We start from the raw sequence: 12276 nt of genomic DNA on the forward strand, positions 1-12276 counted from the left end.
TGCTTTTTTATTGGTTAGCAGTCTCTTAAAAACTTTTAAAACAAAAAACCCTCACTAAGTATAGCAATTCATTTGAAAATAGGACGTACTTTTGCGCGCTCAAACAATATTTGGAATGAAACGCATAAAACAATACAAGAAACTTTTTGGAATAGAAAACGAGATCGAATTAAAATCTCTTAAAAAGGCTTATCGTGACTTAGTTAAGGAATGGCATCCTGATAAATTTCAAGACGGACACGAATTACAAGAAGAAGCAGAGATCCAAAGTCGAAATATTATTGATGGCTATCACTTTTTAGTAAGTATGGCTCCAGAAACAAAAGCAGCAAATTTAGAGGCTTATACAGAAACTATTACAAATGCAGGTATCGATGATTACCAGCATAAAGGCATGTTACTCGAAATCACTTTTCTTGACGGAACAACGTATGAGTACTTTGGTGTTACTAAACAAGTCTATATAAAAATGGTTAATAGTGGTAAGATCAATCGTTTTGCTAAACGTGCTATTTATCCTAAGTACATTTATAGAAAATCTAAGCGTACGCTTGAGAATGCATAAATACTGGTGTTTACAGTACGTAATTATAAAGCATAAAAAAAGGTTGTCCATTATAGACAACCTTTTTTATGCTTAAGAGTTATATCAATTAAATTATTTTAAACTCTCTAATAATTTTTCGGCAACGAGCTCTGATGACGCTGGATTTTGACCTGTAATTAAATTCCCATCTTGAATTGCATAAGCTGCCCAATCCTCTTTTTTAGAGTAGATTCCACCATTATTACTCAACATATCCTCAACTAAAAATGGAACAACAGCTGTTAAACCTACAGCAGCTTCCTCAGTATTAGTAAATCCAGTCACTTTCTTACCGTTTACTAATGGAGAGCCATCTGTGTTTTTCACTCCTTTTAAAGCCGCAGGAGCATGACATACAAAAGCAATAGGCTTAGCTTGTCTATTGAATTTTTCAATTAAAGCAATAGACGTTGCATCGTTTGCTAAATCCCATAATGGACCATGGCCTCCTGGATAAAATACAGCATCAAAATCGTCTGGATTCATATCTGCTAATACTTTTGTATTTGCTATTCTTTCTTTTGCATCTGCATCGTTATCGAAACGCTCTGTCGCTTCTGTTGCAGCATCAGGTGAATCACTACTTGGATCTATTGGTGCGGCACCTCCTTTAGGTGTTGCAATAGTTATGGTAGCACCTTTATCTAATAATGTGTAATAAGGGTTTGCAAATTCTTCAACCCAAAATCCTGTTTTTTTTCCTGTATCACCTAATTTATCGTGAGATGTTAGTACAAATAATATGTTCATGTTTTTATCTTTTTTAATTTCTTTTTTTTCTTCTGAAACGTTTTCTGAAGACACTTCTTTTTTTGTGTTTTTACAACTTGAGAGCGAAACGATTGTTAGCACTAAAGCCATAGTTTTTATTAATTTCATAGTTAAAATTTAATTGATGATGTCAGTTTGGGCACATTGGAAAACCTCGAAATATAGATTTCCAATGCATTTCGACTGCGCCCAATGTAACATCGTAATGCAATTTAATAAGCCATTTTTACGATTTTCTCCACTTTATCTGGTGATAATGATTGATGCTCACCTAATCCCATCCATCCACGATCTGTGAAACGTTCTGCTATTTTTTCAGCAGTACCTTCGTAATCTTGTGTATAATCTGATAGCTTTGTATCAATTCCTAACTCACGGAAAAAAGCTTCCGTCTTTTCAATAGCAGCATAAGCTTTATCATCTATACTACCTTCAGTTATATTCCAAACACGCTCTGCATATTGTGCTAATTTTTCTTTTTTAGCTTCAAAGTTGAACTTGTAATGACTAGGAGCAATGACTGCTAAAGTTCGCGCATGATCAATACCAAACAAAGCAGTTAACTCATGCCCAATAGCGTGAACAGCCCAATCTGTAGGGACTCCTTTTTGTATCAATCCATTTAAAGCCATGGTACAACTCCACATAAAGTTTGATGCCGCTTTATAATCTGTTGGATCTTTTAATACTTTTGGTGCTACTTCAATAAGCGTTTGTAAAATACTTTCAGCAAAACGATCTTGTAATAAGGCACCAATTGGATACGTCATATATTGCTCAAGAACGTGGGTAAAAGCATCTGTTAATCCGTTTGCTAATTGACGTTCCGGAATTGATGTAATCACTTGAGGATCTAATATCGAGAACTCAGGAAATAAGCCTGGTCCACCCATTGCTAATTTCTCTTGCGTTTCTTTTCTGGTTATTACTGCTCCAGAATTCATTTCAGATCCTGTAGCTGGCAATGTTAAAACGGTCCCAAAAGGCAATCCTTTTTCAGTTTTAATATTATTAGCCAAAATATCCCAAGGTGTTTCGCCCTTGTAGTTTGCAGCAGCTGATAAAAACTTAGTACCATCAATTACAGATCCACCACCAACGGCTAATAAATACGTGATTTTCTCACCTTTAATAACTTTTAGTGCTTCCATTAATACTGAATATTCTGGATTTGCGGGAATACCTCCAAACTCAATAACATCTACTTTAGCTAAAGCGGTTTTTACTTGGTCGTAAATTCCGTTTTTCTTGATACTTCCGCCTCCATAAAGAAGTAATACTTTGGAATCACTAGGTATTTCAGATTCTAGTTTTTTTATAGTGTCTTTACCAAAAATAATTTTGGTCGGATTTTTAAATTCAAAATTGTTCATCTTCTTTTTCTCTTTTGTTTAATTAAATTTTTACTACCATTTTTCCTTTGTTTTTACCATCAAATAAATCGATAAAAGCATTCGGAATATTTTCAAAACCATCAACGATAGTTTCAGTGTATGTTAATTTTCCTTCAGCGAGCCATCCTGATAAATGTTGCATAGCTTCTGGAAATTCATCTACATAATTAGATACGATAAAACCTTGCATCAGCGCGCTATTTTTTACTAAGAAAGGTTGCACACTGATACTTTTTGGTAGTTCTGTATTGTTGTATACCGAAATTGCCCCGCATACAACGATTCTAGCGAATCTATTAATATTAAATAGTACAGCATCAGATATTGGTCCACCAACATTATCAAAATAAATATCCACTCCATTTGGCGCCGCTTTAGCGATATCTTCTTTAATATTTTTACTAGTCTTGTAATTGATACCAGCATCAAATCCGAACTTATCTTTGAGCATGTCAATCTTTTCGTCAGTTCCAGCAATCCCAATCACATGAAGTCCAAGAATTTTTGCTATTTGCCCAACAACACTCCCTACAGCTCCAGCAGCTCCAGACACCACTAGCGTTTCACCAGCTTTAGGTTTTCCTATTTTATTTAAACCTAAATAAGCAGTTAAACCGGTCATTCCTAAAATTCCTAAATAGGTACTTAAAGGTGCTTTAGAAGCATCCACTTTTAAAAGTCCAGCACCTATAGATACTTGTTTCGTTTTCCAATCTAACATTCCAGAAACAAAATCACCAACTTCAAAAACTACATTTTTAGAGGCGATGACTTTAGCAACAACACCAGACTGTATTGGCCTATGTAATTCAAATGGAGGAATGTATGATTTTGCATCACTCATTCTCCCTCTTAAATAAGGATCTACAGAGACATAGGCAGCTTCTAAAAGGATTTCTCCTTTTTGCAGTGTTAATTCAATATCCTCAGTGATACATTTAAAATCGGAACTTGTGGGTTTTCCCTTTGGTCTGCTATTTAATACTATGGTCTTCATCATTTTTTTAATTTTTAATCTATTACAGTCACTAAATCTTTCATAGGTTTTCTAACTTTTGTAAGATTTACTAACCAATCTGCGTCTTCTTTTCTATAACCTATTGCTAATAAAGCAGAGCTACGTAATCCTTTCTCTCTTAATCCTAAAATATCGTCAACAGCATTGGCATCAAAACCTTCCATTGGAGTACTATCTACTTTTTCTTCTGCAGCAGCAACCATTGCCGTGCCTAAAGCGATATAGGCTTGTTTAGCAGCGTGATTAAAGTTCTCTTCTGCATCTTGTTGCGGATATGAACTTAATAACATGTTACGGTAATTTTCCCATCCTTCATTTTTAAATCCACGAATCTCGTTGGTTAAATCAAACATATAATTGATTCTATCTGCTGTATATGTATCCCATGCTGCAAAGACGAGTAGGTGAGAGCATTCTGTAATTACAGATTGGTTCCAAGCCACTGGTCTTATTTTTTCTTTAAGGTCTTTATTTTTAATTACAAAAATCTCAAAAGGTTGTAATCCACTTGATGTTGGTGCCAAACGTGCAGCTTCTAAAATACGCTCTATTTTATCTTCTGTTACTGTTTCTCCATTCATTGCTTTTGCAGCATATCTCCAATTTAAGTGGTCTATTAATTTCATGTGATCAATTTTTTTTAGTTGTTTTTTGCTATTCTCTTTATATCGTTTGACGTGATAATGACTTCGGCATGACTTGTATTGTTTGCCAAGTTGATCATGGCTTGTGCAATTAGTTTTGGTTCAATTATTTTATATTGCTTAAAACTCCCTATAAATAATGGTTGTATAATTTGAAACACAAACAATGCTATTTTTTCTAGTGTGCGGCGTTCTTTGCGTTCTCCACCAATTAACGATGGTCTTAATAAAGATGTATGCTTAATGTTCTCTTGTAAAACATCACGTTCCATTTCGCCTTTAGTTTTATTGTAAAACACTTGGCTTTTTGCGTTTGCTCCCATTGATGACATCACCAAAAACGTACTAATACCATTTGCTTTTGAAAGTCTTGCAGCATTTACTGGAATACCGTAATCTATTTGTTTGTATAGCTTTTTGTCAGGTGTTTTAGTGTTCGTTGTACCAATACAACAATACACTTCATCTGCAGTAAAGTCTGCTCTAAACTGTTCTAAGTTTAAAAGATCACCTATACACTGTGTCACTTTATTAGACAAGCCTTCAATTTTAGAACGTGAAAACAATTTAATACTTTCATACCGATTATCTTCAATTAATGCATGCAGTAAAATATTCCCTGTTAATCCCGAGGCACCTAATATAATTGCTGTTTTTTTCATATTAACTACAAACTTTTATGCTGCTCCAAGCAGATTGGTAAGCTTCTTCTAAATGTGTTTGATTCAATTGAAAATCACCTCTTTTTTGAACAATCATCAAAAAGGATAATGGATTTATAGAATACGCATATAGTAAAAAATCTGATATAGGTTTTATAATACCTTCTGTTTTACCTCGTTTCCATAGATCGAGTAGTGGTTGTAAATGCTTAATACCTTCTTGTCTGCTAGGTTCATCAATTATTGGTGTATTGTCACACTGAGCCAAAAACATGGCATTTTCACACTCCTTTAATTTAAAATCTGCAATACGTTTCCATATCAATTCAAAACCGGCTTCAACAGGCATATTCGAATCAAAGGTTTCAAAAGCATATGTTGTGTATTGTGCTTTTACATCTATATAGGTTTGATTGACTAAATCCTGTTTGTTTTCAAAATACAGATAGATTGTAGCAGGAGATACGTTGGCCATTTTAGCAATTTTACTCATAGGAGTAGCGTGAAAACCATTGTTGTTTACAAGCTCTATTGTTGCTCTAATTAAAGCGTTTCGTTTGTCAATACTTTTTTGAAGTTTCCCCATTTAATTTTAAATATAGTACAAATATACAAGAAAAATGAATGTTCATTCTTTTTTTAACAAAGAATTATAAACTGGAGTCTTGGAGTAGTTTTAACGTCTATTCTAAACAGAGAAGGAGATTAATACACTATCAACATAGAGAAGAGTCTCACTAGCACATCACCAATTTCTATGTTTTTCAATAAATTCCATCGTGTTTATTACCACTATGAGAAGTATACAGCGTTATTCATAATATTGACATTCACTATTTGTACTTTAACATAAAGTACAATTTATATAACTTTTTATGTTTGTAATTACATCACCTTATTCAAATACTGCAAATTTTTTGTTATTAGAATCCTCTACTTCTTATAATAGATTCTTAGATCGTTTATATTTCCTGCCAAATAATTGAAAATTACAATACTCTATTTGAGTTAAGAATTTAATCGTATCCACTAAGCCGAGACATTCATAATTAGGATATTGTAAAAAAAACAAATGGAAAACGTATTAGTAGTAGGTGCCACAGGTACCACAGGAAAAAAAATAGTTAAATTATTAAAAACATCACAATATTTTGAGCCTATCGCCATGGTTAGAAATGAACATCAACAAGTTGAGTTTCTAGCTCATGACGTAAAAACGGTAATTGGAGATTTAGAAAAAGATGTATTACATACGGTCAAAAACATAGATAAAGTAGTCTTTGCAGCTGGTTCTGGAGGAAAAAAAGTAAAAGCTGTAGATCAAGATGGAGCCATCAAAATGATTGATGCGTCTATGACTGGAAAGATTAAAAAATTTGTAATGCTAAGTTCAATGGGAGCAGACCAACCAGAAAAAAGCGAAGTACTTCAAGACTACCTCCAAGCAAAACATAATGCCGATGAACATCTTAAATCATCAAATTTGAATTATGCAATTGTAAGGCCTGGCAGTTTAACCAATAACGCAGGTCAAGGAAAAATTAAATTAGCCAAATCACTAAATGAACAAGGTGAAATAACGCGTGATGATGTTGCTCAAACTTTAGTTAGAGCGTTACACGATGATGCCGCAAACAAAGTAACATTTGAGATTATTAAAGGCGACGCTTTAATTGGTAAAGCTTTTGAAACTATTTCATAGTTACCATTTAATTTTAAAACATACTTTACTAAAATTTAACCTTATTATGATTAGACCAAGAGCCAAAATATCAAATACAGGTATACATTTATTGAACGACACTAAATAAAATCTGAGTGATCAGCATCTAGAGCGCTTTACGATGGTTCATTTTTATCGGTCAAAACATTGTACAGTATGTAATTTATAGATGTAAACAATTGAAAATCATAGAGATGATTTCGTTAATAAAGGAGTGAATGCGATAGCTAAAGCGATTTCTAATGAGTGGGATATCGATGATATACCTTTAGGTTATGAATTTTTAATTAAAGAAGCGCGACAATGGAGTCTTTACATTTCCGAGGGAATAAAAAATGAACCAACGCATTCTATAGAGCCTAGATTGTTTCTTATTACTCCAAATCAAACGCTATATTAGTCATCTATGCCATTTGCCAAAGTCAAAATTGATGACCTTATGAAATGATTGATGACCTTATGAAATGTTTAAATTTTATAATCCATAAAGACTATCCTGCTCGATGTGAAGCCTAATAATTATCTATTTTGTTTAATGTTTTGTTAATAATAGTAAACAAAAGAAAACATTCGCATATATTTGTATATAATATTTAACTAAAAACAAAAGAACCAATGAAAATTTTAAAAACATTTACAGTCTTAGCAGTTGCAGGTTTATTCTTTGCATCATGTGGAGAAGCTAAAAAAAACACTGAAGAAGTAGTAGAAACAGAAGTTGCTGAAGCATCTGAAGAAATGGCTATGTCTGAAGTTCAAGAGACACCAACAATTGTCGGTGTAGCTGCAGGGAATGAAAATTTCTCTACACTAGTAGCTGCTGTAAAAGCTGCAGATTTAGTAGATGCTTTAAATGGTGAAGGACCATTAACAGTTTTTGCTCCAACAAATGCTGCATTTGCGAAGTTACCAGAAGGAACGGTAGCTACTTTATTAATGCCAGAAAATAAAAGTACGTTAGCAGGAATATTAACATACCACGTTGTTGCAGGAAAATTTGAAGCTGCAGCAGTAATTGATGCTATCAATAGCAACGAAGGAAAATTCACTGTTGACACTTTAAACGGGGGACAAATTACTTTGAGTTTAAATAACGGAAACGTTATCTTAACAGATGCTAATGGTGGTACATCTACTGTAGTTATAGCTGATGTAGCTGCATCTAATGGCGTAATTCATGCTATTGATTCTGTTGTAATGCCTAAATAATTAGTACAACATAACATTTGGAAAAAGAAGTCAACATTGTGTTGGCTTTTTTTTGTGTCTTTTATTTTATGACATAATATAACAATTATTAAATGTCAATTAAATTCTAGTTGGGTTTCAAACTACCTTAATTATAAAAATATAGACCGAAACACACTGTGTTACTTAGCATAAAGAATAAACAGTATTTACTGCTACTTCCTATACAATACACTTATTACCTCACACATATCACTTATAGCTTCTACGCAATCATAAATAGATTACTATTTAGTATCATTAGTTTTAATAGATTTGGTATTCTAAGATCGTACAGTTAGTCTTATGAAAATTTATTGAAACAGGTTTTAAAAAAGTTATGAAAAACATCAATACTTCTATTTTTATTTTAGTCTTTTCCTTATTTTTTTCAACAGCTAGTTTGGCACAAAATACGGCTATAGATAGTTTGACAAACAAACTATCACTTCACACACAAAAAGATAGCACAAGAGTAAAAATCCTTAATAATTTACTTTTTCTTATTACAGTAAAGATGTCCCTAAAACTTTAGAATACTTATCGGAGTCTGAATTTATTGCTGATTCACTGGGATTTAAAAAAGGAAAGGCCAGAAACATTTTGTTGAAGGGGTTTACCGATGTGGTAGAATCAAATTTTGATAGAGCAATTCAATATTTTCAAAACGCTAGTGAATTATATATTATTATTAATCACAAAACAGGCATATCTAATTGCTACAACGGTATGGGAGTAGTATACTATTATCAGAGAAATTACAATCAATCTTTAGTTTATTACAAATAAATATAGAATTGAAAAAAAACATTTCAAATCAAGTTTATAATATAGGAGGTATATATGCTAAGACTGGTAATGATCAATTATGAAAAAGCCCTAAAGTTATACACAGAAAGTGGTTATGAGCAGGGTGTAGCAAATTGTTTAAATTCTATGGCTGTTACTTATCAAGAACAAGGAAATTATCCACTAGCACTAAAATACCATAATAAGTCACTATCGCTTGCAGAGAAAAATAAAGATTCTATAGGAATCGCTCGATCTTTTCACAATATACCAGCTATTTACAAAAGATAGAAAAAATATGATAAAGCTTTAACATTATATTTTAAAGCTCTTGCTTTTTTTGAAAGTAAAAAGAATAAAAATAATATTGCAGCAGCAAAAAACAGTATTGCTGGTGTACATGCGCTTATAGGACAATATGATACAGCTCTTAAATTTTTAAACGAATCTTTAGCTATTAGTAAAAAATAAAATGATGAAGCACAAATTACTGAATGTTTAAATAATCTTGGAGATATTCATATATCACTAAAAAATTATCCTGAAGCTCTAAATTATTATGGAAAAGCTAAAAATATCAACATTGAAATTAATAACCAATTAGGTTTAATCTCGTCTTATATTGGTTTAGCTTAGGCATATTTTAAACAAAAACAATATAACGAAGCTTTGACAAATGTTCTAAAAGCTAACAAAATCTCTAACGAACTAAATCTTTTAGAACAACAAAGAGAGACGGATAAATTACTTTCAGAAATCTATGAAAATACAGGCAACTATAAAAAAGCACTCTTATGTCATCAACAGTTCAAAATTTTAAATGACAGCCTTTTCAATAAAGAAAACATTCAAAAAATCACACAATTAGAGTACGAATATAAATATAAGCAAGCGTTAGAATTAGCTAGTTTTAGAGAATTAAAGTTAACCAAAACAGTTAAATCTACATTTCAGAATTTAGAAAAATCACAGCGCAATTTATTGCTAGGAGTGATTGCTTTTTTAACGATGACTTTAATATTAGGCACCATTATCTTCTTTTTAAAATTGAGACATGCCAAATCAAAAGCTCAAAACATAGAAATAGAACAGCGGTTATTGCGATTTCAAATGACACCTCACTTTATATTTAATTCGCTGTCTGTTTTGTAAGGCATGATATTAAATAAAGAAAATGAAAAATCGTTGTTATACCTCTCTAAATTCTCAAAACTACTGCGTATTACTTTAGAAAACTCCAGAGATAAAATAGTACCTCTTCATCAAGAACTTGAAGCGGTCAACAACTATTTAGAACTTCAAAATTTAGAAGTAAGTCAATCGTATTAATATACAATTTTAGTAGATGAGAACATGGATGCCTCTTTATTTGAAATACCTCCAATGCTTATCCAACCCTTTATTGAAAACGCTATAGAACACGGATTTAAAGATCAAAAAGAGAATCGGAAAATTGATGTTCGTCTTACCTATTCCAATAAAGAGCTCATTTGCACTATTAAAGACAATGGGATTGGTATTGGTACTCAAAAAGAACATAACCAAAGACATAAAAAATCTTTAGCGACGACTATAACATCAGGGCGATTAAACATCGTATCAAAAGATTTTAAAACAAAAGGGGGTCTTACTATTGAAAATAGAAAGAAATACAACGAGCGAGGGACAATTGTGACTTTAGTAATTCCTTATAAAATACACATCGCATAATGAACGCACTAATCGCAGAAGATAAAGCATATATAAGGAAAGGATTACTTAACTTATTACAATTAGTAGACACAGACATACAGGTTATAGGCGAGTGCGAATCTGTAAAAGAAGCTGTGATTGTCGCTAACGCCTGCAAACCAGACTTGATTTTCTTAGATGTTAACTTTACTGATGGTACAGGTTTTGATTTTTTAGAGCAAACAGAACAGCTCAGCGTTAAAGTGATCTTTATTACTGCGTATGAAGAATTCGCTCTCCAGACCTTAAAAATTGGAGCGGTAGACTATCTTTTAAAACCTGTAGATATAGAGGAGCTACAAACAGCATTACGAAAAGTTAAAATACTGCCTATTTTCGAACAAAAACAACAAATAAATAGGGTAAAGCAGGTCTGGAATAATGAAGGGTCTCAATTAATATTATCACTCCACGATAGTTTTCAAGTGATTGATTTGAACACACTACTATTTTGTGAAACAGATAAAGGATACACTACTTTTTATTGTAACGATGGTAAAAAATATATGGTCTCAAAAACATTAAAGGAATTTGAAGAGCAGCTTTCTAATGCTAATTTCACACGTCCGCATCAATCGTTTATGGTCAACTTAAAGTTTATAGATAAGTATGATAAGTCAGGACAAATTCATTTAAAAAACGGAAAAAAAACACCAGTATCTTCAAGAAAAAAAGAATCCTTCTTATCGACCTTTTTGAACTGGAACAAGCTATAAATCACTCCATTTTACTTGGTCTTCAATAAATTGCACCATTTTCGTTTTACACATATTCTATAAAACACGACACTTATTTATGCTAAAACCTCAGAAATAGATTCCCTATTTCTTTCTTCAAGCTTAGCCTATACTTTTATTTCAATAATAGATAAAATCAGTGTATAGAAACTATTAATTCGATATTGGGTAAACGAGGTCTGATACTTGCAATTTTGGGTATTATGTCTATAGTTTTCTCCATTTTTAATGACACTATTAGAGGGCTTTCATGGATAGATCTTTGGGGCAATACTAAGGAATGGGTTATTAGAATTCTCCTAATAGTTGGAGGAGTCGTCTATTTTTTTTCTTCGAAAGCGATGAAGATGATGACTAATAGCATAAACGAAAAACACAATAGAATGAAAACATTACAATGCATAACTCTAGTAGTAATAGTCTCTATGGCACTTATGTCTTGTGGAAGTGATTCGGGAAATGAACCAGCAACGGCAAGCGGTTTTTCGGACATAGAAAATCAAATAAAAAGTGAATTTGGCGACGAGGCATATTTCACAGATATTAGTATTATCTATAATAAGTCTATAGGTAATATTGTAGGAGTTACTGTGACCAAAGATCCAAACTCGTTAAAAATGGGGCAATGGAATGAGACGAAAGGTCATTGGAAGCAAAATCAAGAAATCTCGCTAGAAGTACCTCAAGGTACTAAAGCAGAAGACTTCATGTACCAATTAAACAATCAAATTAGTCTCACAACGTTGGGAGCATTGGCTGAAAAATCTAGCAAACAATTAACCACTGACGAAAGTATTGAAGCCCAATCTTGAATATGGCATTCGTGAAATTTCCAAAAAATGGAGATATCTCCAAAACCGAATATACCATCATGTTAAAAACAGAAACTGGAGAAACTAAGTTCACGTTTCGTTATACTCTCAATGGAGACTTTATAAAACTGGTGTATTAAAAATCAAACAAATTTACGCTAACCTTTGATTTAAAACCAAAA

18 protein-coding genes and 1 pseudogene are annotated in these 12276 nt (G+C 32.5%); 13 read left to right on the forward strand and 6 right to left on the reverse strand.

Annotation, left to right across the window (positions count from 1 at the left end; translation table 11 throughout):
• Positions 1-115 precede the first annotated feature (115 nt).
• Positions 116-565, forward strand: a complete 450-nt coding sequence (locus H593_RS0101915; RefSeq protein WP_028870864.1) for a KTSC domain-containing protein — start codon at positions 116-118, stop codon at positions 563-565.
• Between the two features lie 93 nt (positions 566-658).
• Here H593_RS0101915 and H593_RS0101920 read toward each other — a convergent pair whose 3' ends face one another.
• From H593_RS0101920 to H593_RS0101945, 6 genes are all read right to left on the reverse strand, one after another.
• On the reverse strand, positions 659-1465 hold the full coding sequence (locus H593_RS0101920; RefSeq protein WP_028870865.1) for a type 1 glutamine amidotransferase domain-containing protein: 807 nt from the start codon (positions 1463-1465) through the stop codon (positions 659-661).
• 104 nt (positions 1466-1569) lie between these two features.
• Positions 1570-2730: an iron-containing alcohol dehydrogenase gene (locus tag H593_RS0101925; RefSeq protein WP_028870866.1), complete on the reverse strand. Its 1161-nt coding sequence runs from the start codon at positions 2728-2730 to the stop codon at positions 1570-1572.
• A 22-nt stretch (positions 2731-2752) separates the two neighbouring features.
• A complete protein-coding gene (locus tag H593_RS0101930; RefSeq protein ID WP_028870867.1) occupies positions 2753-3751 on the reverse strand; it encodes an NADP-dependent oxidoreductase in 999 nt (332 codons plus the stop codon).
• 11 nt (positions 3752-3762) lie between these two features.
• Positions 3763-4395, reverse strand: a complete 633-nt coding sequence (locus H593_RS0101935; protein ID WP_028870868.1) for an NAD(P)H-dependent oxidoreductase — start codon at positions 4393-4395, stop codon at positions 3763-3765.
• Positions 4396-4409: 14 nt separating this feature from the next.
• The gene (locus tag H593_RS0101940) at positions 4410-5075 is read right to left on the reverse strand and encodes an NAD(P)H-binding protein (protein ID WP_028870869.1); all 666 of its coding nucleotides are present in this window, start codon (positions 5073-5075) and stop codon (positions 4410-4412) included.
• Between the two features lies 1 nt (position 5076).
• Positions 5077-5661 carry a TetR/AcrR family transcriptional regulator gene (locus tag H593_RS0101945; RefSeq protein ID WP_028870870.1) on the reverse strand — a complete coding sequence of 195 codons (585 nt, stop codon included), beginning with the start codon at positions 5659-5661 and terminating at the stop codon, positions 5077-5079.
• Between the two features lie 486 nt (positions 5662-6147).
• On the opposite strand from H593_RS0101945, the gene H593_RS0101950 reads away from it, so the two are divergent.
• The 12 genes and pseudogenes from H593_RS0101950 to H593_RS20960 all read left to right on the forward strand — a co-directional run bounded on the left by H593_RS0101950 (position 6148) and on the right by H593_RS20960 (position 12234).
• Positions 6148-6777 (forward strand): SDR family oxidoreductase, encoded by a 630-nt coding sequence (locus H593_RS0101950; RefSeq protein WP_028870871.1) that lies wholly within the window; start codon positions 6148-6150, stop codon positions 6775-6777.
• A gap of 235 nt (positions 6778-7012) precedes the next feature.
• Entirely contained in the window at positions 7013-7198 is a 186-nt protein-coding gene (locus tag H593_RS19810) for a hypothetical protein (RefSeq protein ID WP_051229594.1), read from the forward strand.
• Between the two features lie 215 nt (positions 7199-7413).
• Complete coding sequence (locus H593_RS0101960; protein ID WP_028870872.1) at positions 7414-8007, forward strand: fasciclin domain-containing protein; 594 nt, start codon at positions 7414-7416, stop codon at positions 8005-8007.
• An 861-nt stretch (positions 8008-8868) separates the two neighbouring features.
• The gene (locus H593_RS21165) at positions 8869-9105 is read left to right on the forward strand and encodes a tetratricopeptide repeat protein (RefSeq protein WP_245584990.1); all 237 of its coding nucleotides are present in this window, start codon (positions 8869-8871) and stop codon (positions 9103-9105) included.
• Positions 9106-9165: 60 nt separating this feature from the next.
• Positions 9166-9285: pseudogene (locus tag H593_RS21170) on the forward strand (hypothetical protein); the annotation flags it as partial.
• 51 nt (positions 9286-9336) lie between these two features.
• Positions 9337-9450, forward strand: a complete 114-nt coding sequence (locus H593_RS21175) for a hypothetical protein (protein ID WP_245584999.1) — start codon at positions 9337-9339, stop codon at positions 9448-9450.
• 33 nt (positions 9451-9483) lie between these two features.
• Complete coding sequence (locus H593_RS21180; RefSeq protein WP_028870874.1) at positions 9484-9966, forward strand: hypothetical protein; 483 nt, start codon at positions 9484-9486, stop codon at positions 9964-9966.
• 3 nt (positions 9967-9969) lie between these two features.
• Complete coding sequence (locus H593_RS21185) at positions 9970-10143, forward strand: histidine kinase (protein WP_245584991.1); 174 nt, start codon at positions 9970-9972, stop codon at positions 10141-10143.
• Between the two features lie 24 nt (positions 10144-10167).
• On the forward strand, positions 10168-10524 hold the full coding sequence (locus H593_RS21190; RefSeq protein WP_028870875.1) for an ATP-binding protein: 357 nt from the start codon (positions 10168-10170) through the stop codon (positions 10522-10524).
• The gene (locus tag H593_RS0101985; RefSeq protein ID WP_037051264.1) at positions 10524-11261 is read left to right on the forward strand and encodes a LytR/AlgR family response regulator transcription factor; all 738 of its coding nucleotides are present in this window, start codon (positions 10524-10526) and stop codon (positions 11259-11261) included. The genes H593_RS21190 and H593_RS0101985 overlap by 1 nt, the downstream gene beginning before the upstream one ends.
• 224 nt (positions 11262-11485) lie before the next feature.
• Complete coding sequence (locus H593_RS0101990) at positions 11486-12094, forward strand: hypothetical protein (RefSeq protein WP_028870877.1); 609 nt, start codon at positions 11486-11488, stop codon at positions 12092-12094.
• 2 nt (positions 12095-12096) lie between these two features.
• Complete coding sequence (locus H593_RS20960; RefSeq protein WP_169338341.1) at positions 12097-12234, forward strand: hypothetical protein; 138 nt, start codon at positions 12097-12099, stop codon at positions 12232-12234.
• The last annotated feature ends 42 nt before the right edge of the window (positions 12235-12276 follow it).

Origin of the sequence: Psychroserpens burtonensis DSM 12212, from assembly GCF_000425305.1 — a bacterium.
GTDB lineage: Bacteria > Bacteroidota > Bacteroidia > Flavobacteriales > Flavobacteriaceae > Psychroserpens > Psychroserpens burtonensis.

Excerpts from the sequence above, each read along its gene's own strand:
- H593_RS0101915 (WP_028870864.1), top strand. The coding sequence starts at position 116 with ATGAAACGCATAAAACAATACAAGAAACTTTTTGGAATAGAAAACGAG.
- H593_RS0101920 (WP_028870865.1), bottom strand. The coding sequence starts at position 1,465 with ATGAAATTAATAAAAACTATGGCTTTAGTGCTAACAATCGTTTCGCTC.
- H593_RS0101925 (WP_028870866.1), bottom strand. The coding sequence starts at position 2,730 with ATGAACAATTTTGAATTTAAAAATCCGACCAAAATTATTTTTGGTAAA.
- H593_RS0101930 (WP_028870867.1), bottom strand. The coding sequence starts at position 3,751 with ATGATGAAGACCATAGTATTAAATAGCAGACCAAAGGGAAAACCCACA.
- H593_RS0101935 (WP_028870868.1), bottom strand. The coding sequence starts at position 4,395 with ATGAAATTAATAGACCACTTAAATTGGAGATATGCTGCAAAAGCAATG.
- H593_RS0101940 (WP_028870869.1), bottom strand. The coding sequence starts at position 5,075 with ATGAAAAAAACAGCAATTATATTAGGTGCCTCGGGATTAACAGGGAAT.
- H593_RS0101945 (WP_028870870.1), bottom strand. The coding sequence starts at position 5,661 with ATGGGGAAACTTCAAAAAAGTATTGACAAACGAAACGCTTTAATTAGA.
- H593_RS0101950 (WP_028870871.1), top strand. The coding sequence starts at position 6,148 with ATGGAAAACGTATTAGTAGTAGGTGCCACAGGTACCACAGGAAAAAAA.
- H593_RS0101960 (WP_028870872.1), top strand. The coding sequence starts at position 7,414 with ATGAAAATTTTAAAAACATTTACAGTCTTAGCAGTTGCAGGTTTATTC.
- H593_RS21165 (WP_245584990.1), top strand. The coding sequence starts at position 8,869 with ATGCTAAGACTGGTAATGATCAATTATGAAAAAGCCCTAAAGTTATAC.
- H593_RS21185 (WP_245584991.1), top strand. The coding sequence starts at position 9,970 with ATGATATTAAATAAAGAAAATGAAAAATCGTTGTTATACCTCTCTAAA.
- H593_RS21190 (WP_028870875.1), top strand. The coding sequence starts at position 10,168 with ATGGATGCCTCTTTATTTGAAATACCTCCAATGCTTATCCAACCCTTT.
- H593_RS0101985 (WP_037051264.1), top strand. The coding sequence starts at position 10,524 with ATGAACGCACTAATCGCAGAAGATAAAGCATATATAAGGAAAGGATTA.
- H593_RS0101990 (WP_028870877.1), top strand. The coding sequence starts at position 11,486 with ATGTCTATAGTTTTCTCCATTTTTAATGACACTATTAGAGGGCTTTCA.
- H593_RS20960 (WP_169338341.1), top strand. The coding sequence starts at position 12,097 with ATGGCATTCGTGAAATTTCCAAAAAATGGAGATATCTCCAAAACCGAA.